The 23,970-nt window shown below is 70.8% G+C and carries 22 protein-coding genes and 2 tRNA genes; 9 read left to right on the plus strand and 15 right to left on the minus strand.

Going from position 1 to position 23,970, the window contains the following annotated elements:
• Positions 1-32: 32 nt before the first annotated feature.
• The 3 genes from G3A44_RS06970 to G3A44_RS06980 all read right to left on the minus strand — a co-directional run bounded on the left by G3A44_RS06970 (position 33) and on the right by G3A44_RS06980 (position 2,639).
• The gene (locus G3A44_RS06970; RefSeq protein WP_163456795.1) at positions 33-1,376 is read right to left on the minus strand and encodes a sensor histidine kinase; all 1,344 of its coding nucleotides are present in this window, start codon (positions 1,374-1,376) and stop codon (positions 33-35) included.
• Between the two features lie 121 nt (positions 1,377-1,497).
• The gene (locus G3A44_RS06975; protein ID WP_163456796.1) at positions 1,498-2,361 is read right to left on the minus strand and encodes a septal ring lytic transglycosylase RlpA family protein; all 864 of its coding nucleotides are present in this window, start codon (positions 2,359-2,361) and stop codon (positions 1,498-1,500) included.
• A gap of 202 nt (positions 2,362-2,563) precedes the next feature.
• Positions 2,564-2,639, minus strand: a tRNA-Arg gene (locus G3A44_RS06980).
• A 325-nt stretch (positions 2,640-2,964) separates the two neighbouring features.
• Here G3A44_RS06980 and G3A44_RS06985 point away from each other — a divergent pair.
• Positions 2,965-3,450, plus strand: a complete 486-nt coding sequence (locus G3A44_RS06985; protein ID WP_163456797.1) for a c-type cytochrome — start codon at positions 2,965-2,967, stop codon at positions 3,448-3,450.
• A gap of 54 nt (positions 3,451-3,504) precedes the next feature.
• Here G3A44_RS06985 and G3A44_RS06990 read toward each other — a convergent pair whose 3' ends face one another.
• Genes G3A44_RS06990 through G3A44_RS07000 form a run of 3 tightly spaced genes read right to left on the minus strand, consistent with a single transcriptional unit; the run spans position 3,505 to position 5,536 of the window.
• The gene (locus G3A44_RS06990; RefSeq protein WP_163456798.1) at positions 3,505-4,188 is read right to left on the minus strand and encodes a hypothetical protein; all 684 of its coding nucleotides are present in this window, start codon (positions 4,186-4,188) and stop codon (positions 3,505-3,507) included.
• Entirely contained in the window at positions 4,182-5,021 is an 840-nt protein-coding gene (locus tag G3A44_RS06995; RefSeq protein ID WP_163456799.1) for a biotin--[acetyl-CoA-carboxylase] ligase, read from the minus strand. The genes G3A44_RS06990 and G3A44_RS06995 overlap by 7 nt, the downstream gene beginning before the upstream one ends.
• Positions 5,018-5,536 carry an SET domain-containing protein gene (locus G3A44_RS07000; RefSeq protein WP_163456800.1) on the minus strand — a complete coding sequence of 173 codons (519 nt, stop codon included), beginning with the start codon at positions 5,534-5,536 and terminating at the stop codon, positions 5,018-5,020. The genes G3A44_RS06995 and G3A44_RS07000 overlap by 4 nt, the downstream gene beginning before the upstream one ends.
• A 153-nt stretch (positions 5,537-5,689) precedes the next feature.
• Here G3A44_RS07000 and G3A44_RS07005 point away from each other — a divergent pair, with 153 nt between their 5' ends.
• Together G3A44_RS07005 and G3A44_RS07010 are read left to right on the plus strand one after the other, a co-directional pair.
• Entirely contained in the window at positions 5,690-8,281 is a 2,592-nt protein-coding gene (locus G3A44_RS07005; RefSeq protein ID WP_163456801.1) for a DNA topoisomerase III, read from the plus strand.
• 88 nt (positions 8,282-8,369) lie between these two features.
• Positions 8,370-9,341 carry an AEC family transporter gene (locus G3A44_RS07010; RefSeq protein WP_163456802.1) on the plus strand — a complete coding sequence of 324 codons (972 nt, stop codon included), beginning with the start codon at positions 8,370-8,372 and terminating at the stop codon, positions 9,339-9,341.
• A 27-nt stretch (positions 9,342-9,368) separates the two neighbouring features.
• Here G3A44_RS07010 and G3A44_RS07015 read toward each other — a convergent pair whose 3' ends face one another.
• Positions 9,369-10,823: an FAD-binding oxidoreductase gene (locus G3A44_RS07015; protein ID WP_163456803.1), complete on the minus strand. Its 1,455-nt coding sequence runs from the start codon at positions 10,821-10,823 to the stop codon at positions 9,369-9,371.
• Between the two features lie 98 nt (positions 10,824-10,921).
• On the opposite strand from G3A44_RS07015, the gene G3A44_RS07020 reads away from it, so the two are divergent.
• Genes G3A44_RS07020 through G3A44_RS07030 form a run of 3 tightly spaced genes read left to right on the plus strand, consistent with a single transcriptional unit; the run spans position 10,922 to position 13,819 of the window.
• Complete coding sequence (locus G3A44_RS07020; protein ID WP_163456804.1) at positions 10,922-11,800, plus strand: DMT family transporter; 879 nt, start codon at positions 10,922-10,924, stop codon at positions 11,798-11,800.
• A gap of 16 nt (positions 11,801-11,816) precedes the next feature.
• Positions 11,817-13,292 (plus strand): DNA-3-methyladenine glycosylase 2, encoded by a 1,476-nt coding sequence (gene alkA, locus G3A44_RS07025; RefSeq protein ID WP_163456805.1) that lies wholly within the window; start codon positions 11,817-11,819, stop codon positions 13,290-13,292.
• The gene (locus G3A44_RS07030) at positions 13,289-13,819 is read left to right on the plus strand and encodes a methylated-DNA--[protein]-cysteine S-methyltransferase (RefSeq protein WP_203561323.1); all 531 of its coding nucleotides are present in this window, start codon (positions 13,289-13,291) and stop codon (positions 13,817-13,819) included. Before alkA ends, G3A44_RS07030 begins: the two co-directional genes overlap by 4 nt.
• Positions 13,820-13,856: 37 nt before the next feature.
• Here the strand turns inward: G3A44_RS07030 and G3A44_RS07035 are convergent, their stop codons facing one another.
• From G3A44_RS07035 to rsmB, 6 genes are all read right to left on the minus strand, one after another.
• Positions 13,857-14,279 (minus strand): YkgJ family cysteine cluster protein, encoded by a 423-nt coding sequence (locus G3A44_RS07035; RefSeq protein WP_163456806.1) that lies wholly within the window; start codon positions 14,277-14,279, stop codon positions 13,857-13,859.
• An 84-nt stretch (positions 14,280-14,363) separates the two neighbouring features.
• Positions 14,364-14,439: transfer RNA gene (locus G3A44_RS07040), tRNA-Phe, on the minus strand.
• Positions 14,440-14,473: 34 nt separating this feature from the next.
• Complete coding sequence (locus G3A44_RS07045; RefSeq protein ID WP_163456807.1) at positions 14,474-15,217, minus strand: response regulator; 744 nt, start codon at positions 15,215-15,217, stop codon at positions 14,474-14,476.
• Between the two features lie 16 nt (positions 15,218-15,233).
• Complete coding sequence (locus tag G3A44_RS07050) at positions 15,234-17,513, minus strand: ATP-binding protein (protein WP_239061742.1); 2,280 nt, start codon at positions 17,511-17,513, stop codon at positions 15,234-15,236.
• Between the two features lie 35 nt (positions 17,514-17,548).
• On the minus strand, positions 17,549-18,154 hold the full coding sequence (locus G3A44_RS07055) for a DUF4390 domain-containing protein (RefSeq protein WP_310734338.1): 606 nt from the start codon (positions 18,152-18,154) through the stop codon (positions 17,549-17,551).
• 29 nt (positions 18,155-18,183) lie between these two features.
• Positions 18,184-19,548 carry a 16S rRNA (cytosine(967)-C(5))-methyltransferase RsmB gene (rsmB, locus tag G3A44_RS07060; protein ID WP_163456809.1) on the minus strand — a complete coding sequence of 455 codons (1,365 nt, stop codon included), beginning with the start codon at positions 19,546-19,548 and terminating at the stop codon, positions 18,184-18,186.
• A gap of 114 nt (positions 19,549-19,662) precedes the next feature.
• Here rsmB and folE point away from each other — a divergent pair, with 114 nt between their 5' ends.
• The 3 genes from folE (at position 19,663) to G3A44_RS07075 (ending at position 22,072) form a co-directional block, all read left to right on the plus strand.
• Positions 19,663-20,409, plus strand: a complete 747-nt coding sequence (folE, locus tag G3A44_RS07065; RefSeq protein WP_163456810.1) for a GTP cyclohydrolase I — start codon at positions 19,663-19,665, stop codon at positions 20,407-20,409.
• A 10-nt stretch (positions 20,410-20,419) separates the two neighbouring features.
• Positions 20,420-20,845, plus strand: coding sequence for a BLUF domain-containing protein (locus G3A44_RS07070; RefSeq protein ID WP_163456811.1), 426 nt, complete (start codon positions 20,420-20,422; stop codon positions 20,843-20,845).
• A gap of 336 nt (positions 20,846-21,181) precedes the next feature.
• Positions 21,182-22,072, plus strand: coding sequence for a hypothetical protein (locus G3A44_RS07075; protein ID WP_163456812.1), 891 nt, complete (start codon positions 21,182-21,184; stop codon positions 22,070-22,072).
• A gap of 82 nt (positions 22,073-22,154) precedes the next feature.
• On the opposite strand, the gene G3A44_RS07080 is transcribed toward G3A44_RS07075, so the two are convergent.
• On the minus strand, positions 22,155-23,318 hold the full coding sequence (locus G3A44_RS07080) for a GGDEF domain-containing protein (RefSeq protein WP_163456813.1): 1,164 nt from the start codon (positions 23,316-23,318) through the stop codon (positions 22,155-22,157).
• A gap of 55 nt (positions 23,319-23,373) precedes the next feature.
• The gene (locus tag G3A44_RS07085) at positions 23,374-23,901 is read right to left on the minus strand and encodes an Lrp/AsnC family transcriptional regulator (RefSeq protein WP_203561324.1); all 528 of its coding nucleotides are present in this window, start codon (positions 23,899-23,901) and stop codon (positions 23,374-23,376) included.
• Positions 23,902-23,970: the final 69 nt, after the last annotated feature.

Below are 23,970 nucleotides of genomic sequence, written 5' to 3' on the forward strand. Positions count from 1 at the left end.
GCCTTGGACGGCACCGGCGACCTCGGCCCACCTCAGGCAGGGGGGTGGCGGGCGGCCGCCCCGTTGGGGCTGACACGGTAGGGCAGCTCGATGCTGGCCACCGTGCCCCCCCCCTCCGGGGCCGCCAGCGTCAGGCTGGCCTGCCCACCATACAGCAGCTGCAGGCGCTCGCGGATATTGGCCAAACCAATGCCGGTGCCTGACGCACTGGAGCGCCCCAGGCCGACACCGGAGTCGAGCACGCTCACCCGCAGGCGACCATGGCGCACCTCGGCGCTCACCTGCAGCCGCCCCCCTTCCGCCTTGGGCTCCAGGCCATGGCGGATGGCGTTCTCCACCAGGGTCTGCAGCATCATGCCGGGGAACTCCGCGGACAGCAGGCCGTCGGGCACCTCAATGTGCGCCTGCAGCCGGTCCTCCATGCGGACCTTGAGGATCTCGATATAGGGGCGGACCATCGCCATCTCGCGCTCCAGATCTCGGCAGGCAGAGTCCTGCCCTGTTTCGCGCAGTGTGGGCATGCTGGCGCGCAGCAGCGAGATGAGGTTGCGCTGCATCTGCGCCGCCCGGGGCGGGTCGGTCTCGATCAGGTGCTCGATGGAAGCCAGGGTGTTGAACAGGAAGTGCGGCTCCACTTGGGCCTGCATGGCAGCCATGCGGGCCTCGATCACCTGGCGCTTGAGCGCCTCGGCCTCCGCCGCCTCGGTGGCCTGGGCCGCCTGGGCCTCAGCGGCCAGCTGGCCGCGGTAGGTGATCTTGACGATGGCCGACGCCACGATCCATAAGAAGGCCAGATCGGTCAGGCCGTCGCCCAGCCGGTGGCGGGTGACGACCACCTCGTCGGCTGCAGCCGCCGCCTCCTCCTCAGCCGCCGCGTCCTCGGCGGCGCCGCGCAGCGCCTCGGCCACATCCCCGATGGCTTCGCGCACCGCGTCGCCATCCGGATCGGCCGGCAGTTCGATGCGAATGCGCCGATGCCCGGTGTCGATGGTGACCACCTTGGGGCTGGAAGCCGCCTCGCCCGCGCTGGCGGCGGAAGACGGCCCCAGGATGATCAACGGCCCGACGGCCGACACCTCCGCCGCCCCTGCGAGCGGCTTGACACCCGCAGGCGCCGACGGCGGTGCGGGCGGCGCCGGAGGCGCCACCCGCCGGGGTTTGGACGGCGGCGTCTCCACCGTCTCAGAGATCGTCCAGCTGAAAGGCGGCAGGTTCTGCAGCACCGAGACCCCGATCATCAGCAGCAGGGACAGGAGCAGGAAACGACGCCAGCGCATCGCCACCAGCCAGCTGGCATAGGCATGGAAGGCGCGCAGGCAGGACAGGGACAGCCGGCGCCAGCGCGGGTGGACTCGGGCAAGGACATCGGACGGCATGGCGGGACTCCTGGGCAATGGATGGCACTGTAGCCAGCCGCCGCACCCCGCACCGCAGGGGTGCGACCAGCCGCGGCCTGAGGCGCTGGAACGCGGCCTCAGGCGACCGGCGGCACCACGTTCACCGGCGCTCGAGCAGCAGCGGCGCCGGACGCGGCGCCGCCCGGGCACGCGCGGCCGCAGCCTGTGCCTGCTCCCGGTCCGGGAAGGGGCCGGCCTGCACCTTGTGCAGCCCCCCTTCGCTGACCACTGCCAGGAGGTGCTGCAGCCAGGGCTGGGCATCGGCCAGGTCCTGCTGCAGGCGCAGGGCGCCGTCCGTCTTCTGGAACGCCCCAAACTGCAGCCAGAACCCCACCGCCCCGCTGGTGCGTGCGCGGACCACCGGGGCCACATCGGGGGCCGCCCCCGTCACCCCCGCAGGCACGCTGCCGCTGTCGTCTGGTGGCCAGCGCTCCTGGATTTCACGGAAGGTCAGCCGCCGCACCTCCACCGGGCTCACCCCATTGAGCACGCCCAGCGAACGGGCCGCAGCCCAGGACAGGTCGATCACCCGGTCACGGGAAAAGGGTCCGCGGTCATTGACGCGCACGATCAGCTCCCGCCCGTTGGCCGGATTGCGCACCAGGGCATAGCTGGGCAACGGCATGGTCCGGTGGGCCGCGGTGGCGGCATACATGTTGAAGGCCTCGCCGCTGGCCGTACGCCGCCCCTGGAAACGCCGGCCGTACCACGAGGCCAGACCCCGCTCGACCATTTCCACATCCTCGGCCACCGGCCGGTAGGTGTTGCCAGCGATCACATAGGGCTTGTTGGGCCCCCCCGGCTGTATGGGCTCGACCCGCGGGATCGCGTCGGCCACCAAGGGCAGCGAAGCGGCCTCGGGCCCGGGACCGCCATCACGGAGCACCGGATCGGCCGCCATGCGCCCCGGCGTGCCTGAGGGGGTGGGCGTGGACCCGCAGCCCGTCAGCCAAACGAGAACCATGGCCATCAGGACGAACGACCAACGTCCGCAGAAACGGGAGAGCGGTACTTGAAGAGGAGGCATCACAACATGAACCAGCCTCACGGCTGGAGACGGCAAGCGCAGACATGGCGCCTGAACCCCGGCGGGTCCGTGCGTCGGACCGGCTGCACCCCGCACTGCTGGGCCTGTGGGAGACCTGTAGGCGGAGACTTTGAAGGGGTGGCGCGCCCGGCTGGGATCGAACCAGCGACCCCTGGCTTCGGAGGCCAGTACTCTATCCACTGAGCTACGGGCGCGTTGCTTGGTGATGTCGAATTTTGCAGTCTAGCAGGAAAAGTCGGCGCTGTGCTCGGTACAGCCCAACCTCCATCCGCCGCACAGAGTCCGGGGGCTGCCCTGGGTTGTCGCCCAGCCCCAGGTTTGCCCTTATTACAATCTGGCGATTTGGCCGTCCATCGGCAGGAGCATGGCTGCTCCGGCCGCCGCCTCCCAGGCGCCCTACGGGCCGACCTGCGGCGCTTGGAACCAGAAGCCGCGGCCGGATCCGTTCCCGCCGCGCCAGCGCGCGCAGGCGCGCTCCCGCATCGCTTGTCTTTTCCACTTTTCCTGGGAATCCTGTCCATGAGCACGTCTGGTTCTTCCTCGCCCCTCAAGATCGCCGCCGCCTTCGCCGTGCCGGTGCTGGTGATCCTGGCCCTGGGCAAGACCTTGATCCACCCGACCACCAATGGCGCGGGCACGGCGTCGGCCGAAGCCCTGGCCGTGGCCGAGCGCATCCAACCGGTGGGCCTGATCACCCTGAAGAAGGCGGCGGCCGGCCCGGCCCGGACCGGTGAGCAGGTGTTTGCCGCCCAATGCGCGGCTTGCCACAAGGAAGGCGCGTTGGGCGCGCCGAAGCTGGGGGACGCCGGCGCCTGGGGCCCGCGCGTGAAGAATGGCTTCGAGGCGCTGCTGAACTCCGCCCTCAAGGGCAAGGGCAACATGGCCGCCCAAGGTGGAGGCGAGTTCTCCGACTACGAAGTGGCCCGCGCCGTGGTCTATATGGCCAACCAAGGCGGTGCCAAGTTCGCCGAACCGGCCGCTCCGGCCGCTGCGCCGGCCCAGTAAGCCCGTCGCCCCCCCCGGCTGCACCCGCTTGCCGGGGCAGAGCGCCAGGTCAGCTCAGTCCTGGCACTCGCCCCAGGCCAGCGCCGGCAGCGCCTGCTGCAGGCGTAGCGCCTGCTCCGGCGCCAAGGCGTCGATGCGCACCCGGTGCTCCTCCCGGTCGCCCTGCAGCCTCTCCACCCGCGCGGTGCGCACGCCGCGCTTGGCCAGCCCGGCCAGGCGGTTGAGGGCCTCCGCTTCGCTGCCAGCCTGCGACAGCAGCAGGCCCGGCGCCCATGGCGAGGGCGGTGCCAGCTCCTGGAACTCGAGCTTCAGCCGGCGCAGCTCCTCCACCTTGCGGCGCAGCAGTGCCCGGTCGTTGTAGGGCCCCATGACCACGCCCCAGCGGGCCGGCAGTTCGCGCCGCAGGTCAGTCCAGTCGGCCGCGCCCAGTCCCAGACCCGCCAAGGCCTCGGGCAGTGGGCGGAACGCTTCAGCGTCCACGGCTTGGGACTGCAGGCACAGCAACTCGCTGCCCAGGGGTGCCAAGGTCGATGACGCCGCCGGCGCGCGTCCCCCAGCCTGCAGGGTCTGCCAAGCCTGGGGGGTCAGCACCTGTAGGCGCTCCGGCTGGATCTGGGCCGCCACCCGGGCCTGTCCCGCCGCCGCCGCTGCTTCCGGGCCGTCGCGCCAGGGGCCGAACAGCCACAGCGCCAAGCCGGCATTGCCCAACGCCAGCAGCAGCACCAAGGCCCTCAGCATCTGGCGCCTTCCGACCGGCCGGGCACCGGCCGCACACTGACCTCCCCGCCCACGATCGCCACCCGCCGTGCGCCGTCGCGCACCCACAGGCAGCCGTCGTCGCCGATACCGTCGGCGATTCCCTGCGGACAGTCGGGATGGGTGGTGATGACCGGGTGGCCCCGCAGCAGGTCACGGGCGGCGTAGCGCGACGACATGGCAGACCATCCTCCTGCATCAAAGGCTTGCAAGGTCCGCACCAACCCCGGCAGCAGCGCGTCCAGGACATCGGGTGGCGAAGCCAGGTCGGCGCGCCACTCCGAGACGCTGGCCACCGGCCAGTCCACCTGCGGAGGCCGCAGGTTCAGGCCAATGCCCAACACCGCGGTACGGCGGGCGCCGGTGCCCAGGCCCTCGATCAGGATGCCCCCCAGCTTGCGGCCCTGGCCCGGTCCATCCACGCGCCACAGGTCGTTGGGCCACTTCAGGCCCAGTTGGCCTCCTTCGGGGTCCAGCGCCTCGGCCACGGCCAGACCCACCGCCAGGGACAGCCCGGACCAGTCGGCGCGCCGGGGTTGCCAGCGCAGGGAGAAGGTGAGCGAGTCATCGAGTCCGGACACCCACTGCCGACCCAGGCGCCCGCGACCGGCGGTCTGGCGGCGGGCCACCAGCAGGCAGGGCGGAACCTCGGTCTGGCCGTCGCGCCAGGCGGCCTGTGCCTGGGACGCGAGCGCCTGATTGGTGGAAGGCGAGGTCTGCACCACCTCCAGCTGCAGTCCGGGCCAGGTTTCGGCCAGCCCCCGGGCCAGTGCGGCACCGGGCCAGCCGGCCCACGGGTCCGCCGGGCCGCTCATGGCGCTGGGCGCGGCGTGCGTCGGCCGCGCTTGGGCCGCAGCATGGTGCCTTGGCAGTGCGGACTGCCGCAGTGGCAGGCAAAGCGGCGCTTGACGGCGGCGGTGTAGCGCTCGTCCAGTGTCAGGCCGTAGTCGTAGGTCAGCTCTTCACCGGCAGGGATGTCACGCATCGCCCGGATGTAGATGCGGCCGTCGATTTCCTCGGCCTCGCAGTTGGGCTCGCAGGCGTGGTTGATCCAGCGCGCACTGTTGCCGCCGACCTCGCCGTCGATGACGGTGCCGTCCTCGAGTTGGAAATAGAAGGTGTGGTCGGGATTGGCCGGATCGCGGGGATGGCGGTCCAGCGCCTCCTCCCAGCTGATGTGCTCGCCCTCGTACATGAACAGAAGTTCACCGGCCTGCAGGGGCAGCAGGGCAAAGACCCCCTTGCCATGCACGCCGCTGCGGCGGACCTGGGTGCGGCGGCCACGGCGGGCGGCGGAATCGGAGGCGGGAGTGGCGGGACGCTGGCTCATTGTGGGTAAAGTGAAACCATGGGCGCGCGTGTGAGCGAGTGTGCAAGCGCGCCCGCACACAGGCATGCACGCCTGCGTGCCTGCACAGGCAGGCGCGCGAGGCGCAGCGATTGTAGGCACGGGCCCCTCAAGGGCTCCGCAAGTCCCGGAACCATGAGCAAGTCACTGATCATCGCGGAAAAGCCCAGCGTGGCGCAGGACATCGTGCGGGCGCTCACGCCCGTGGCGGGGAAGTTCGAGAAGCTGGCCGACCACTTCGAGAACGAGCGCTATGTGGTCACCAGCGCCGTGGGCCACTTGGTGGAGATCAAGGCGCCCGAGGAGTTTGACGTCAAGCGCGGCAAGTGGAGCTTTGCCCACCTGCCGGTGCTGCCGCCGCACTTCGACCTGGCGCCCATCGACAAGAACAAGGCCCGACTGTCGGCCGTGGTCAAGCTGGTCAAGCGCAAGGACGTGACCGAGCTGATCAACGCCTGCGACGCGGGGCGGGAAGGCGAGCTGATCTTCCGGCTCATCGTCCAGTACGCCGGCACGGCCAAGACGCCGATCGCCAAGCCGGTGCGCCGACTGTGGCTGCAGAGCATGACACCCCAGGCCATCCGCGACGGCTTTGACCGGCTGCGCAGCGACCAGCAGATGCAGGGCCTGGCCGACGCCGCGCGCAGCCGCTCCGAGGCCGACTGGCTGGTCGGCATCAACGGCACCCGCGCCATGACGGCCTTCAACAGCCGTGACGGCGGCTTCTTCCTCACCACCGTGGGCCGGGTGCAGACGCCCACGCTGTCCATCGTGGTGGAGCGCGAGGAGAAGATCCGCAAGCACGTGGCCCGCCCCTATTGGGAAATCAAGGCCGCCTTTGGGGCCGCCGCCGGCGGCTACGAGGGCAAGTGGTTCGACCCGGCGTTCAAGAAGAACGAGGACGCCGACCGCCGCGCCGACCGGCTGTGGTCCGAGGCCGAGGCCCGCGTCATCGCCGACGCGGTGCGCGGCCGGTCCGGCGTGGTGACCGAGGAGTCCAAACCCAGCACCCAGAGCTGCCCCTTCCTCTACGACCTGACCACGTTGCAGCGCGAGGCCAACAGCCGCTTCGGTTTCTCGGCCAAGACCACGCTGGGCCTGGCCCAGGCCCTGTATGAGAAGCACAAGGTGTTGACCTACCCGCGGACCGACTCGCGCCACCTGCCCGAGGACTACCTGCCCACGGTCAAGAGCACGCTGGCCCTGCTGGCCGACGAGGACCTTCCCGGCCCGCTGCGCCCGCTCAGCCAGCATGCCCGCAAGGCACTCAATGACGGCTACGTCAAACCCTCCCGCAAGGTCTTCGACAACAGCAAGGTGTCGGACCACTTCGCCATCATCCCCACGCAGCAGGCGCCGCGCTCGCTGACCGAGCCTGAGGCCAAGCTCTACGACCTGGTGGTCAAGCGCTTCATCGCGGTGTTCTACCCGGCGGCGGAGTTTCAGGTCACCACGCGCCTGACCAAGGTGGCCACCGCCGCCGGCGCCACCCACCATTTCCAGACCCACGGCAAGGTGCTGGTCAACCCCGGCTGGCTGGCGGTGTACGGCAAGGAGGCCCAGGATGAGGACGCCAACCTGGTGCCGGTGCAGCCGGGTGAAACCGTGGGCAACGAATCGGTCAACCTGCTGGCCCTGGTGACGCGCCCGCCGGCGCGCTACAACGAAGCCACCCTGCTGTCGGCCATGGAAGGCGCAGGCAAGCTGATCGACGACGACGAGCTGCGCGAGGCCATGGCCGAGAAGGGCCTGGGCACGCCGGCCACCCGTGCGGCCATCATCGAAGGCCTGATCGCCGAGAAGTACATCCTGCGCGAAGGGCGCGACCTCATCGCCACCGCCAAGGCCTTCCAGCTCATGACGCTGCTGCGCGGGCTGGGCGTGGAAGACCTGACCAAGCCCGAACTGACTGGCAACTGGGAGCACCAGCTGGCCGAGATGGAGAAGGGCCGCCTCTCGCGCGAGCGCTTCATGGCCGAGATCGCCACCATGGCCCAGCGTGTGGTGCAGAAGGCCAAGGAATACGACCGCGACACCATCCCGGGCGACTACGCCACCCTCACAGCGCCCTGCCCGCACTGCGGCGGTGTGGTCAAGGAGAACTACCGCCGCTTCACCTGCACCGGGGCCGACGGCCACGGCGAGGGCTGCGGTTTCTCCATGACCAAGATTCCGGGCGGCCGCAGCTTCGAGCTGCACGAGGTGGAGCAGTTCCTGGCCGAGCACCGCATCGGCCCGCTGGAAGGCTTCCGCTCCAAGGCTGGCTGGCCCTTCACCGCCGAGCTCAAGCTGGTCAAGGACGAAACGCTGAACAACTGGAAACTGGAGTTCGACTTCGGCGACGACAACCAACCGGCCGAGGGCGAGGGCGAGGCGCCGGACTTCAGCCACCAAACGCCGCTGGGCCATTGCCCCAAGTGCAAGGGCCAGGTCTTCGAGCACGGCAGCAACTATGTGTGCGAGCACGCCGTGGCCCAGCCGGCCACCTGCGACTTCAAGAGCGGCGTGGTGATCCTGCAGCAGCCGGTGACACATGAGCAGTTCAGCAAGCTGCTGGTGGCCGGCAAGACCGACCTGCTGGAGAACTTTGTGTCCAACAAGACCAAGCGCAAGTTCAAGGCCTTCCTGGCCTGGGACGCCAAGACCGGCAAGGTGGGTTTCGAGTTCGAGCCGCGCGCGGCGGGCCCGGCACGCAAGGGCGCCCGCAAGACCACGACCGCCGGCTAAAGCGTGGGCGGCCCCGGTGCCGCCCTGATGCCGAACCGTCCGACGGCGCCCTGCGGCGCCGTCGGCGCTTTCTGGAGATCCTTCCGTGATGAACAGCCTCCTGTTGGGCAAGCTGCTGGCCATCGTGGCCGTGGCGGCCCTGGGCTGGGGCGTGGGCAAGTTGCGCTGGCTGGGCGACGAGCGGGCCGACCCGGCCCGCGTGCTGTCCAACGCCGCTTTCTACCTCTTCGCCCCCGCCCTGCTGTTCCGCACCACCGCGCGGGTGGACCTGGGGTCGCTGCCCTGGCGCATGCTGGCGGCCTTCTTCGTGCCGGCCGTGCTGGCCATGTTGCTGACCTATGCGCTGGGCCGCTGGCGCCAGCGCGGCCAGCCCCAGGCGCCCTGCGAGGCGCCGGCGGTGCAGGCCATCACGGTCACGTTCGGCAACTCGGTGCAGATCGGCATTCCGCTGGCGGCGGCCCTGTTCGGCGAGGCAGGGCTGGCCCTGCACCTGACGCTGGTCAGCCTGCATGCCGTGGTCCTGCTCGTGGTGGCCACCACGCTGGTGGAGGCCGACATCGCCCGCGCCTCCGGGCAGGGCCACCTGGCCGCCATGCTGGGCCGCACCTTGCGCCAGACGGTCATCCACCCGGTGGTGCTGCCGGTGCTGGCCGGCCTGGCCTGGAACCTGGTCGGGCTGCCCCTGCCCGGCCCGCTGGACGAGCTGCTGCAGGTGCTGGGCTCGGCCGTGGTGCCGCTGTGCCTGACCCTCATCGGCATGTCCCTGGCGTACCTGGGCTGGCCGGCACGCTGGCGCAGTGCGCTGGAGCTGGTGCTGCTCAAGGTGCTGGTGCTGCCGGCCGCCGTGCTGGCCGTGGCCCACTGGGGTTTCGGCCTGGGCGGCCTGCCGCTGGGCGTGGTCGTCATCCTGGCCTGTCTGCCCTCGGGCAGCAATGCGCTGATGTTCGCGCAGCGCTACCGGGTGCTGGAGCAGGAGGTGACCGCCGCCGTGGTGCTGTCCACCCTGCTGGTGCTGCTGGCCGTGCCGCTGTGGCTGGCGGTGCTGCAGCACCTGCCCTGAGGCGGGCGCCGACCGGCGCTCGGGGCCTCAGAGCACCTTGCCCGGATTGAGCAGGCCCAGCGGATCCAGCGCCTGCTTGAGCGCCCGCTGCAGGCCAAGCTCGGCAGGATCCTTCAGCCGGCGGTTCTCGTCGCGGCGCAGCTGACCCAACCCGTGCTCGGCACTGATCGAGCCCCCCCAGGCCGCCACCCGGTCGTGCACCCGCGTGTTGACCGCCTCGTGCAGGGCCGCATCGGCCTGGGCGCCGCGGCTGGGCCAGACGACGTTGAAATGCAGGTTGCCGTCGCCGACATGACCGAACAGCATCAGCCGCAGCGGCGCTTCCAGCCCGTCCAGGGCCGCCTGGGCCTCGGCCAGGAAGTCGGCCAGGGCCGAGATGGGCAACGCGATATCGTGCTTGGCCTGCACGCCCTCGTGCTGCAGGGCCTCGGAGATGCCCTCGCGCATCGCCCACAGCCGCTGCGCCTGCGCCTGGCTCTGGGCCAGCACCGCCTCTTGGATCAAGCCGCTGTCCAGCGCAGACGCCAACAGCGCCTGCAGGCGGTCGTCGGCTGCCGCCTGGTCGTCAAACGCACTCTGCTCCACCAGCACCGCCAGCGGCGGCTCCACCGCCCAGGGCTGGGCCAGCGCGGGGCGGTGGCGGGCCACCGCCTGCAGGCAGGCGCCACTCATCAGCTCAAAGCCGGTCAACAGCGGCCCCAGGGCGGCCTGGGCCTGACCCAGCAACGCCACGGCGTCGGCCACGCCCTGCAGCGCCACCAGGGCAGTGGCCCGCGCCCGGGGCCGGGGATAGAGTTTGAGCACCGCCGCGGTGAGCACGCCCAGCGTGCCCTCGCTGCCGATCAGCAGGTCTCGCAGGCTGTAGCCAGTGTTGTCCTTGCGCAGCGCCCTCAGGCCCTGGAACACGGTGCCATCGGCCATCACCGCCTCCACCCCCAGGCACAGCTCGCGGGCATTGCCATAGCGCAGCACGGCCGTGCCGCCGGCATTGGTGGCCAGGTTGCCGCCCACAGTGCAACTGCCCTCGGCCGCCAGGCTGAGCGGGAACAGCCGGTCATGCGCCTCGGCCAGTTGCTGCACCTGCTGCAGCACGCAGCCTGACTCCACCGTCACCGTGCCGTTGGCCAGGTCCAAGGACCTCACCCGGTTCAGGCGGCCCAGCTGCAGCACGATCTGGCGGCGGGCGCCCGCGGGAGTGGCCCCGCCGGAGAGCCCGGTGTTGCCGCCCTGCGGCACCACCGCCACGCGGTGGCCATGGCACAGGCGCAGCACCGCAGCCACCTCCGGGGTGCTGCCCGGGCGCACCACCGCCAAGGCCTGGCCGTGGAAGCGGCCGCGCCAGTCGCGCAGAAAGGCGGCCATCTCCGCCGCGTCGGTCAGCACGTGGGCGGCGCCCACCGCCGCCACCAGGGCGGCCAGAAAGGCCACATCGTCAGGGGCGCCCGGGGAAGGCGGCGCGCCGGCGCAGGACAGCTCACTCATGACCGCATTGTCGGGGCGCGGCACCGTGATGTCCGGAAATGGCGAGCGCCAGCGCCGCCCCGCGCCTACCATGGTCAGCCCGCACCACCCCCACCCCCATGAAGACCCCTGACCTTGCCGAGATGCTGCTGCTGGCCGCCCTGTGGGGCGCCTCCTTCCTGTTCATGCGGGTGGCGGCACCGCACTTCGGCCCTCTGGCCCTGATGGAGGTGCGGGTACTCATCGCTGCCGGCCTGCTGCTGGTCTGGCTGGCCCTGCGCGGCGAGCTGGCCGCGCTGTGGCGCCACAAGGGCCTGCTGCTGCTGCTGGGCACCATCAACTCGGCCCTGCCCTTTGTGCTGCTCGGCTACGCCACGCTGTCGTTGACGGCTGGCCTGGCGGCGATCCTCAACGCCACCGTCCCGCTCTGGGGCGCGCTGGTGGCCTGGGCCTGGCTGGGCGACCGCCCCAGCCGCTGGCGATTGCTCGGCCTGGGCCTGGGCTTTGCCGGCGTGCTGGCCCTGGTGTGGGGTCGGGTGGCACTGCAGCCCGGGGGCGCCGGCCTGGCGGTGGTGGCCGCGCTCACCGCCACCTTGTCCTACGGCGTGGCGGCCAGCTACACCAAGCGTCACGCCAGCCAGGTCGCCCCCCTGGTGCTGGCCACCGGCAGCCAGCTGGGTGCCGCCCTGGTGCTGGCGCCATTGGCCTTGTGGCGCTGGCCCGCGCAGGCCGTGCCCGCCCAGGCCTGGGTCAGCGCGGCCGCCCTGGGCGTGCTCTGCACCGCCCTGGCCTACGTGCTGTTCTTCCGTTTGGTGGCCCGACTGGGCCCGGCGCGCAGCATCACCGTGACCTACCTCATCCCCGCCTTTGCCGTGCTGTGGGGCGCCGTCTTCCTACACGAACCACTGACCCTGCACATGGCGCTGGGCGCAGCCGTCATCCTCGCCGGCGTCACCTTGTCCACCGGCCTGTGGCCGCGCCCGCCCCGCCAGGCCTGACCCGTCCGACACCGCCATGGACACCGCCGCCTCCGATCCCCGTTATCGCGCCTTCCAGGCGCGGGATGCGCGGTTTGACGGCCGTTTCTTCATCGGCGTGCGCAGCACCGGGGTGTATTGCCGGCCGGTGTGTGTGGTGCGCACGCCCAAGGCGGTGAACTGCCTGTACTTCCCCAGCGCGGCCGCGGCGGAGGCCGGCGGCTTTCGCCCCTGCCTGCGTTGCCGTCCCGAACTCGCCCCCGGCTGGGCGCCCCAGGAGGCTGGCCTGCGATACGCCGACGCCGCCGCGGCGCTGATCGGCCAGGGCCTGCTGGACCGGGCCGGCATGGCCGCGCTGGCCGCCCGGCTGGGCATCGGGGAGCGCCACCTGCGGCGGGTGTTCAGTGAACGTTTTGGCGTGTCGCCCATCGCCTGGGCCCAGACCCAGCGGCTGCTGCTGGCCAAGCAATGGCTGAGTGAGACCGCACTGCCCATGACCGAGGTCGCCGCCCTGGCCGGTTTTGGCAGCCTCCGGCGCTTCAATGCCCTGATGCGCGCACGCTACGGCATGCAGCCCAGCGAACTGCGTGAGCGGGCCCAGCGCCAGCGGGCCACGCCCGAGGCCTCGCCACCGCTGCGCCTGGCCTACCGGCCGCCGCTGGACTGGGACTGGCAGCTGCGGTGGCTGGCGCAGCGTGCGCTGCCGGCCATGGAGCAGGTCGACCTGCCCGCACGCCGCTACCGCCGTACCCTGAGCGTGCCGCACGCCGGCACCCTGCGCCAGGGTTGGATCGAAGTCGGCCCCGGAGACGCCAACGCCCTGACCCTGCGCTGCGCGCCGGACCTGCTGCCCGCCTGGGCCGAAGTGCGCACGCGGGTACGCCGCCTGCTCGACCTGGACGCCTCCCCCCAGGACATCCTGGCCGCACTGGGCCCGCTGGCACAGGAACGCCCCGGCCTGCGCCTGCCCGGGGCGGTGGACGGCCTGGAGGCCGGCGTGCGCGCACTGCTCGAACAGCAGGTGAGCACCGCCGCGGCAGCCACCCTGCTGGGGCGGCTGGTCGAGCGCTGGGGCGCCTCGCAGCCCACCCCGTGGCCAGGGCTGGACCGGCGTTTTCCCGACGCCACCACACTGGCCCAGGTTCCTCTGGACGCACTGGCCGCGCTGGGCCTGCCGCGGCTGCGCGCCCAGGCCGTGCACGCGCTGGCCACGGCCGTGGCCCAAGGGGCGCTGGACCTGGAAACCGCCACCGACCTGCCGGACGGTCTGGCGCGGCTGCAGGCCCTGCCCGGGGTAGGCCCCTGGACAGCCGGCTGGATCGCCATGCGGGCGTGGCACTGGCCAGATGTCTTCCTGGCCACCGACGGCGCCTTGGCCCAGCGGCTCCCCGGCTTGAGCCCCGCCGGGCGCGAAGCCCTGGCCGAACGCTGGCGTCCCTGGCGCTCCTATGCCGTGCTGCACCTGTGGGCAAGGCAAACGCCCTGGCCCCCCGACCGGAACCTTCCGACATGAGCCCCTCCCTCACCACCCCGTTGCCCGCCAACGCCGCCCTGCGCTGCCGGCTGGACGCTCCGCTGTGCGCCTTGGTGCTGGTGGTCGACACACGCGACGGCCGGCTGCGTCACGTCTACGTGCCCGGCCAACGCCATGCCCCGGTGGTGGAGGCCGTGACCGAGGTCCCGCCCACACACCCCGCACTGCAGCCGGCCGTGGCCGCGGTGCAGGCATGGTGGAGCGGCCGCGGCGCGACAGACGCCGACCCGAGGCTGAGCACCGTGGGCACCCCGCTGCAGCAAGCCGTGTGGCAGGCCCTGCGCGCCATTCCGCCTGGCCAGACGCGCACCTACGGCGACGTGGCAGCGGCGGTGGGACGCCCGCGTGCCGTGCGTGCCGTGGCACAGGCGGTGGCACGCAACCCGTGGCTGCTGCTGGTGCCCTGCCACCGGGTGGTCGGCCAGGACGGCACATTGACCGGTTTTGCCGCCGGACTGCCGCTCAAGCAGGCGCTGCTGGATTGGGAAGGCTTGCCGCCGGGCTGAGCGGCACGGGTGATGGCCCGCGGAGGCCCGGCGGGCGTCAGTCGATTCGGGAGGTCGTCGGCAGCGCGCTGCGGGCACCAAACGGACAGAAGCCCGGGCGCGGCCCTACCTGGGGGTGTTTGCGGCAGGTGTCGGGCCGCTGAGCATAGACGGTGCAGCGCCGGCTGCGCGGGTCCAGAAAATGGCAATCGCCACTGGCCCGACGCGCCAGGGTGAACAGACCGTGGCGGGCATTGAAATGGTCAATCAGCCGGGCCTTCTGCAGTCGCTGCGCGATGCGGCGCGGCTCCTCATGCTCGGTCTCGAAGGGATCGACCAACTGCAGCCGCACCAGATCGGGCAGCCGCACGTCCACGGGCATGGTGCAGCAGTTCGCGGCGCAGCGATCACACAGGCCAGGCCGGTAGCGGCTCCAGGTCTCCAGGCGATCCACGTCCACGACATGGATGGAGGATTTCATGAAACGCACGCAAAAAAGCCCGCTGAAAGCGGGCTTTTTAAGCAAACAGCACCCAAGGACGGAAGTCTAGGTGCTGAATTTTTTTGGTGGCCTGGGGCGGAATCGAACCACCGACACGCGGATTTTCAATCCGCTGCTCTACCAACTGAGCTACCAGGCCGCTGAAGCTAGCATTCTAAACGCATTTCAGCGCGTCATGCAAGCGAATTTCGCTTTCCTCTGTTTAAGTCCACACCGAGCTGCTTGAGCTTGCGATAGAGATGGGTGCGTTCGAGCCCGGTCTTCTCGGCCACGCGGGTCATGGACCCGTTTTCGCGCGCCAGATGGAACTCGAAATAACTCTTCTCGAAGGCATCCCGGGCTTCACGCAGGGGGCGGTCCAGGTCGAAGCTCTGCTCGGGTGGCAACAACCCGTCGTGGCCATGTCCCACAGCAGCGTGGACCTGTGGATGGGCGCCAGCCAGGACGCTGCCATGGATCACCGGCTCGGCCAGCGGCATCACCAGGGTGCGGGGCGGCTCGACCGGCAGGGTCAGGGTCCGCAGCAGAGGGGCCGGTGCCGGGGCAGGCGCAGCGGGCCGCTGCAGGGCCTGCTCCACCGCCCGCAGCAGCTTCTGCAGCGTGATGGGCTTTTCCAGGAAGGCCACGGCGCCGAACTTGGTGGCCTCCACCGCCGTGTCGATGGTGCCGTGGCCGCTCATCATGATCACGGGCATGTTCAGCAAGCCCGTGGCCCCCCACTCCTTGAGCAGGGTGACGCCGTCGACGTCGGGCATCCAGATGTCCAGCAGGACCAGATCGGGACGAAGACGCTCGCGCACCCCCCGGGCCTGGGCAGCGTTCTCTGCCAGCTCGATGGTGTGGCCCTCGTCAGCGAGGATTTCCGACAGGAGGGCGCGGATGCCCATCTCGTCGTCAACTACCAGAATCGTTGCCATGTATGTCCTGCGCCGGTCATGATGGCGCGCCAGTGTTGCTGGGCGCTGACACGGTGGGAGCCCTCTGTTCTGTGATGCTCAAAAATGATAACGAAACCTGGGCACCTGAGGCCAATTCCTGCACCCCCTCACGCGGCGGAAGATTGACGATGCGCACCCGAGCGCCATGTTCGTCTGAAATCTTCTTGACAACCGCCAATCCCAGGCCCGTTCCCTTGCTCTTGGTGGTGACGTAGGGCTCGAAGGCCCGCTTGAGCACCTTTTCGCTGAAGCCCGGCCCGTTGTCGCTGATGCGCAGTCGCACGAAACGGGCCTGCCCCTCGGCAGCCTTGGCCAAATCGGTCTCGATCAGCACCCGGCCGTCGGGCTGGCCCTCCACCGCCTGCAGCGCGTTCTGCACCAGATTGTGGATGACTTGGCGCAGCTGGGTGGCATCGCCCCGCACCGGGGGCAGATCGGGCAGGCAGCGGGCCTCCAGGCGCTGGCGCTCCAACTCGTCGCCGTAAAGGGCCAGCACCTCGGCGACCAGGGCGTTGAGGTCCAGCGCCACGAGCTTGGCCGCCGGCAGGCGGGCGTAGTCGCGGAATTCGTTGACCAGCTTCTTGAGCGCCTGGACCTGCACCACGATGGTGTCGACGGCGCGGCCCAGGAAGGCCTGGTCGGGCTCGGCGAGCTTGGCCTCCAGCTTGTGGCGCAGCCGCTCGGCCGACAGCTGGATGGGCGTCAGCGGGTTCTTGATCTCATGGGCCACCCGACGCGCCACCTCACCCCAGGCCTCGGTGCGCTGGGCCGAAACCAGCTCGGTGATGTCGTCAAACACGACCAAGCTCGCCCCCCCCGGCAGGGGCGCGCCCCGCACCAGCAGGGTCAGGCTGTGGTCGGCCTGGGGCACGGGCAGCTGGAAGGAGTCCTGCCAGCCTTCCTCACGCCGGTCCTCGTCGGTCTGGGCCAGGGCATCGAAATGGCGCCACAGGCTTTCCAGGAAGGCGGCCACCGGGGCGGAGGCATCGCCCTCGCCCAGCGACCAGCCCGGCACCGCGGGCTCATGCAGGATGCGGGCCGCCGCGGGGTTGGACACCTCGACCCGGCGCGCGGGGTCGAAGACGATGACGCCGGTGCTGAGGTGGTCCAGGATGGTCTGCAACCGGGTCCGCGAGGCCTCCAGCGCCCGCAGGCTGCGTTCGGCCTGGGCGCGGGCGCTGCTGAGCTGCTCGGTCATGTCGGCAAAACTGCGGGTCAGCCCCCCCAGCTCGTCGCGCGAGGCCAGTACCGGCTTGGCCGTGAGGTCGCCCTGCGCCACCTGGCGCACGCCTTCGGCCAGCACCAGCAGCGGCCGCACCAGCTGGCGCCCCAGCACCACGGCCAGGACCACCGCACCGAAGACCGACAGCGCCAGGGTGAGGGTCAGGGTGCCGATGTACATGCGCCGCAGGCCGTCACGGGCCAGGTGGCGCTGCTGGTATTCCTTGTAAGCGGCCTGCACCACCAGGGCAGGGCCGGTGACGCTGGCGGGCACCTGCCGCAGGGCCATGAGGTAGCGCTCCTCCTCACCCGCCAGCGAGACATGCACGCTGGGGATGCGGGCCAGGGCGCGGACACGGGCTTCCACCCCGCTGGCCGGGGCGGTCTCGTCGTCCAGGCCCTCGATCTGGCTGATGGACCGCAGCTCGCGGGCGTGGCGCACCATGGCCGCTGGCGGCCGGTCCACCACCATGGCGGGGCGCTCGGTGGCGCTGAGCAGCACATGGCCGTTACCGGCCACCACGGCCACCACCTCGGCTCCCATTTGCTCGCGGCTGCGCTCCAGCGCCAAGGCCAGGCTGCCGGTGCCCGCGTCGCCCAGGCGCTCGGCGGCGCTGCGGGTCTTGAGCGAGAGGTCTTCGGACAGCGCCGCCAGCGTGCCCTTGCCCAGGGCCAGACCGGCATCCAGCGCGCTCTCCACCCGGGCATCGAACCAGGCTTCAATAGTGCGGGAGACGAACTGGTAGCTGACGGTGTAGATGAGGGCGCCGGGCAGTACCCCGACCAGCCCGAAGATGGCCGCCAGCTTGAACAGCAGCCGGCTGCCAAACAAACGCCGGCGCAGGTTGGACAGCAGCTGGATGGTGAGCCCGGTCAGCACCACGGCCAGCACAGTGGTCACCGACAAGTTGACCCAGAACAGCCACACAAAGTGCCGCTCGACCACCAGCGGCCCCTGCGCCAGCAGCGACAGCACGAAGCTGAGCACCAGCACCATGCCCAGGATGCCCAGCAGCGCCAGGGCCCAAGCCCAGCGGAGGGAAGGTGCCTGCATGGTCATGGGAGGGACACGGGGATGGCAGGCCCCGTTCAGTCCAGGCGCAGGGTGCGCTCCACCTGCAGCCGCCAGTCGGCCTGTGCGGCCAGGTCCAGCTGCATCGGCCGGGGCAGCTGGGTGCTGTCGAGCCGGTAGCTGAACTCGATGTAGTACTTGTCGCCGGCCTCGACCTGATCGGCCTCGGCGATCTTCCAGCCCACGGTGCGCGAGACCATGTCCAGCGCCTCTTGGGCCGTGGCCACGGTCTGGTTCAGGGCGCCCAGGCTGATGCGCCAGCTCGAGGTCAGGGGCTGATAGGCCAGTCGCCAGACCCGGGTGGCGCGGGCCACGCGTTCGTCACGCCAGTACCAGCGCGGACGGTAGACGGTGGCCTGGGCCTCGAAATACAGCGGGATGCCCCGTTGCATGGCGTCCTCAACCGCACGCGAGAGGTTGGGCTGGACGATGAAGTTCAGCAGCAGGGCATTGTCCTGACGCACCACGTCCAGCGTGCGCAGCTCCACGCCGTTGGCCTGGGCGGCCGGGGCGCCCTGGCTGCCCAGGGCGGTGACCAGCAGCGACGCCGCCAGCCAGCCGGCCAGGGCGCGGCGGCGCGGCAGGCGCTGCGGTGGGGCGAAAGCCGGTCGGCGCAGGGTCACGGCGGACGGAAGGAGGTCGGAGGGGCCGTTCAGGCCGGTGAGGGCTTGTGCAGCAGGGCGTAAAAGAAGCCGTCGCCCGCCAGGGCGGCCGGTCGGCCCGCCGCATTGTCGGCCAGGGGCAGCAGGTGGCCGGGAGAAACCGGGTCCACCTGCACCTGGTCGGTGCCCAGGCGTTGCAAAAACGCTGCGATCTGGTCCTGACCCTCTGCCTTGAAGACCGAGCAGGTGGCGTAGAGCAGGCGGCCACCGGGCTTGAGCAGCGGCCAGAGGGCGTCCAGCAGTTCGGCCTGCACCTGGGCCAGGGCGGTGATGTCCGCCTCGCGCCGCAGCCAGGCGATGTCGGGATGGCGCCGCACGATGCCCGACGCGCTGCAGGGCGCGTCCAGCAAGATGGCGTCGAAAAGCTGGCCGTCCCACCAGTGGGCCACCGCGCGGGCATCGGCGGCCTGGGTGCGGGCGCGCAGGCCCAGGCGGCTCAGGGTCTGGTCCACCCGTGTCAGGCGCGACGGGTCGGCGTCCAGCGCCAGCACCTCCAGGTCGGCCCGCTCCAGCAGGTGGGCGGTCTTGCCGCCCGGTGCCGCACAAGCGTCCAGCACCCGGGCGCCGGGTGGCAGGGCCTGGCCCTGAGGTCCCAGCAACAGCGCTGCCGAGCGTTGGGCCGAGAGGTCCTGCACCGAAACGGTGCCCTCGGCAAAGCCTGGCAGCCGCTCCACCGGGCAGGGCTGGTGCAGCACCAGCGCATCCGGCAGCTGCGGATCCTGGGGGAGGTCGGCCGCCAAACCGGCCGCTTCCAGGGCCTGCCGGTAGCGGTCGCGGTCCTGCTGACGGGAATTGACGCGCAGGGCCATGGGCGGATGGTGCGCCGCCGCGGCCATCAGGGCCTCGGCCTGGTCAGGCCAGTCGGCCTGCAGACGCTGGATCCACCAGCGCGGGTGGTTGGCGCGGGCCACCGGGTCTTGGCGCACGGCGGCCACCAAGGCCTCGCGCTCCCGCAGGAAGCGGCGCAGCACCGCGTTGACAAAGCCCGCAGCCCCGGGTGAGAGCCGCCGGGTGGCGGCCACGGCCTGGTCCACCAGGGTGTGGTCGGCATAGGGCGGCGGGCCGTCCTGCGGCCACAGCAGGGCCAAGGCGCACAGCACCAGGGCCTCCACCGGCGGGGCCGGGGGCCGGGGGGCCAGCCGGGCGCGCAGTGCCTGGGCCACGCCCAGGCGGCGCATCACGGTGAACGCCAGGGCCTGGGTGCCCGGGCGCAGGGCAGCCGGCACCTGGGGCAGCAGGTCGGAGAGGGAGCGGCCTTCGCGCACGCCGCGCACGGCCTGGGCGGTGCTCAGCAGAAGACGCGAGAGGGCGGGGGCGCCGGCGGGCGCGGAAACAGCGGATTCTTTGGCACTCACCGGGCGAGTCTATGCCAGGGTTGCAGGCACGGCTTTGGCTGCTCCCGCAGAATGTCCGATCCACCCCGTCTCGGCGGTGCGGCCTGTCCGCCCGCCCCTCATCAGGAGATCGGCATGAGCCACACCCTGCGCGGCGCCCGCGCCCAGACCCCCGCCCTGATCCTGCACGAGGAGGATCTGGCCCGGCTGCCGGCCTCGGAGCGCATCCGCTACCGCGTGGTGGGCGCGGACCGCCGTTACCACGCCAACGACAACATCGCCGAGTTCATCCGCCCGGGCGAACTCGACCAGCTCAAGGCCGAAGTGCAGGCCAAGATGGCCGAGGTGCTCAAGGCCCTGGTGATCGACACCGAGAGTGACCACAACACCCAAGAGACCGCCAAGCGGGTGGCCAAGATGTTCATCGAGGAGGTGTTCCGCGGCCGCTACCAGCCGATGCCGGCGGTGACCGAGTTCCCGAACGTCTCGCGCTTGAACGAGCTGATGATCGTCGGCCCGATCACCGTGCGCAGCGCCTGCTCGCACCACATGTGCCCGATCCTGGGCAAGATCTGGATTGGCGTGCTGCCCAACGAGCACTCCAACCTGATCGGCTTGTCCAAGTACGCCCGTATTGCCGACTGGATCATGGCCCGCCCGCAGATCCAGGAAGAAGCGGTGATCATGCTGGCCGACGCCCTGCAGGAGCGGGTCAAACCCGACGGGCTGGCCATCGTGATGGAGGCCGACCACTTCTGCATGCACTGGCGCGGCGTGAAGGACAGCGACTCGGCCATGACCAACAGCGTCATGCGCGGCGCCTTCCTGAAGGACCCTAACCTGCGGCGGGAATTCCTGTCCCTGCTGAGCAAGAAGGACTGAGGGGACCGCCATGCTGGTGCGCCTGATGTACGCGAGCCGGGCCGCCAGCCCGGTGGACCAGGAGGAGCTGACCGCCATCCTGCGCCAATCCAAGCAGCGCAACCCCGGCCTGGGCATCACCGGGGTGCTGTGCTTCTCGGGTGGCATCTTCATCCAGGTGCTGGAAGGCGGCCGCAATGCGGTCAATCAGCTCTATGCCCGCCTGGTGGGCGACCCCCGCCACGCCGATGTGGTGCTGCTGACCTACGAGGAGATCGCCGAGCGGCGGTTTGCCGGCTGGTCCATGGGGCAGGTCAACATGACCCGCTTGAACCCGGCGGTGCTGCTCAAGTATGGCGAGACGGCCACGCTGGACCCCTACGCGGTGTCCGGCCGGGCCACGGCGGCCCTGTTCGAGGAGCTGGTGGCCACCGCGGCCATCATGGGTCAGGCCTGAGCGCCTCAGGTGTCCCGGAGCTGAGCCCGCACCCCATGGGCGGACGGACGCCGCCCCAACCGTAAGCAGCCGCATCTTTGCGCAACGGCTGGCAACACCACGCCAATCGCCGGCTGGGCGGCGAGCGTCGCCCGATCCGTGCAGAACGACCGTCCGACCCCACGACGGGCAAAAATCCTTCGTTCTAGGGGTGCTTCAGGCATGAACGCTGCATAGACTGGTTTGGCCATCAGGTCGCTTCCGCTTCGCGCGGCGCGCCGCGGCCCGTCTCACGGCCCCGGGCGCCTGAGACGGTCACACGCCCCACCCACGCACGATTCCAAGCGAGAGGACATCATGTCTGCACTGGACCTGGCGGCGCTGCAAAGCGCCTTTCCCCAAATACCTGCCGAGCTGCCAACCCAGGGTCAGGTCATCGTGGACCTGGACCGCGGCAGCTGGCGTGAGGCCAGCGCGGAGTGGCCCAAGGGCGAGAAGACCCAGGCCCAGCTCTACCTGTGCGGCCAGGCCAGTGCGCAGCTGGTCGTGGTCTGCCGCCCCCTGCCGCCCAATGGCGCCCCCAATGAAGGCTTCTGGTCGGCCCTGCTGGGCCGCGGTGCGCATGTGCTCATCCTCGAGGACTTCAGCAAGCAGTTCTTCGGCAAGGGCGTGGAGCTGTTCGGTCCGGACCGGGCGGCCATGATCGCGGCGGTGCAACGGCTGATGGGCGCGCTGGGCACCACTGAGCTGCTGTGCTGCGCGTCTTCCGGCGGCGGCCCGGGCGCCATCGCCCTGGCCGCCGCGCTGGGCGGCCGCCGACTGGCGCTGTTCTCCGCCGCCACCATCCTGACCCGCGACTATTACGACCGCATGTTCAAGGAGCGGTTCAAGGAGAAGCGCAAGGTCAAGGACGAGAAGCTGGACCGCGACCGCGTGGCCCGGCACCGTGAGCGCATGGTGGAAGCCCTGGGCAGCCAGCACCAGTTCGATGGCCGCAAGGCCCTGTCACTGTGCCCGCAGAAGGTCCAGGTGCGCCTGCACTACCCGGCCAACCTGTTCTGGGACCGCGCCTGGGCCGAGCACCTGGCCGGGCTGGAGGGCGTGACCCTGGTGCCGCATGAGGACCTGCGCAGCCACGCCATCGCCAAGAATGAGCAGCCGGACTCCAGCCTGGCCGACCAGGAGCTGGTGGGTTGGCTGCTGCAGGGCCGCCTGCCGTCGTCCGCCGCGCTGCCGCTGGCGGCCTGAGGCCTGAGGCCAGGGGCCGCCGGTCCGCCCTCAGGCCCCAGGACCGCGGCGTCGGCCGGGTCGCGCCGCCGTCGGGCGCCCTTCAGGCGGCCACCAGGCAACGGTCCCGGCCCGCGGCCTTGGCTTGGTAGAGGGCCTCGTCGGCCCGCTCCAGGGCGGGCTGCACATCCTCCGGCGCAACGCAGGCGGCCACACCGGCCGAGAAGCGCACGCCCCCGGGCAGGCCGATGTGTGAGGGCAGGGCCACCAGCCCCTCCCGCACCCGGGCCACCACGGTCAGGGCACAGGCGGGAACGGTATCCGGCAACAAGAGCAGGAACTCCTCACCGCCCCAGCGCGCCAACGCATCGGTCTTGCGCACCCGGCCCATGGCCACCTGGGCGAAGCTGCGCAGCACCTCGTCTCCGGCGGCATGCCCCAGCCGGTCGTTGACCTGCTTGAAGTGGTCCAGGTCGAACAGCACCACACTGAAGGGGGTGCCCAGGCGCTGGGCGCGCGCGGCTTCCTGCGCCAGCAGCTCGCCCATGGCGCGGCGGTTGAGCAGGCCGGTCAAAGGGTCCCGCGTGGCCAGCTCCTGGATGCGGGTCAGGGCCTCCTGCAGCGCCGTGCGTTGTTCGGTCAGGCGTTGACGCATGCGGGTCAGGCGCCCGGCCAGCACCGCCACCGCAAACAGGAACAGGCCCGCCAGGGTGAGGTGGATCATCTCGACGCGAGGCTCATAGGCCAGGGGATCGGTGCTGACCTTGTAGGCCATCACCCCGGCCAGCAGCCCGAAGCCCAGCAGCGCCAGCCACCGCGCCTGCCCCACCCGCAGGCCGAAGAAACTGAAGACCAGCACCAGCATCATCGCCACCAACATGGCGCCGCGGGTGGGTCCGCAGATGCCATAGGCCCAGGCCGACCCGACCAGGGCGAAGACGCACTGTGGCACGGTCAGGGCCGGGTCGCGGGACAGGCGCAGGTTCCAGCCGCTGCGGATGAGCAGGTAGAAGGCGAAGGCCCAGCTCAGGTTGTAGGCATTGAACAGCAGCATGTCGGCCACCGGCATGAGCCCCAGCAGCACCGCCGCCCCCTGGATGGGGACATAGGCGGCGATGACGCCAAAGGACAGCAGGGTCTGGGCCACGCGCACCCGCTGACGGCCCGGGGGCCCCAGCAGCCGGGCGGACAGCCGCTCCCGCCAGCCCGCGTCAGGCGGCGGCGGGCTGCAGGCAGCCGGTGAGGAGGGGGCGGCGGCAGCGCTCATGGAAGCGGTATCGGCCGCGAGCCTCCAAAGTGGAGCCCCGGCGGGACGCCCGGGCTCAGGGCAGCAGGTGGCGCAGCGGCAGCGGGCCGCCGGCCTTGACCTCACCCAGGGAGAAGCTGGTGTGCACGTCCTTGATGTTGGGCAGGCGAAAGAGCACGTCGCGCACCCAACGGGAATAGGCGTCGAGGTCGGTGGCCAGCACCTGCAGTTCGAAGGTGCCGGCGCCGCTGATGTAGTGGCAGGAGAGCACCTCGGGCATGCCATGCAGCGCGGCCTCCAGGGCCTGCATGGCCGGTGCGTTGTCGCGCTCGGCGTCCACCCGCACAAAGGCCAGCACCCCCAGGCCCAGACGGCGGCGGTCGATCTCGGCGCGGTAGCCGGTGATGACGCCCAGCTCCTCCAGCCGGCGCACCCGTCGCCAGGTGGGCGCAGCCGACAGCCCGATGCGCTGGGCCAGCTCGGTATTGCTCAGGCGGCCATCGGCCTGCAGGGCCTGCAGGATGGCCACGTCATAGCGGTCCAGCACCGGTGCACCGAGCCGCTCCGCGCCTAGGGTTTTCCCCGAATCCTCGATTTCAGGCAACTTATCTGCACCTTTTTATAAATGGAAGAAAGGATGTTGCTATCTCGACCGCCCTGCGGCAAGCGAAAG

Source organism: Ideonella livida (assembly GCF_010499455.1).
Taxonomy (GTDB): Bacteria; Pseudomonadota; Gammaproteobacteria; order Burkholderiales; family Burkholderiaceae_C; genus Ideonella; species Ideonella livida.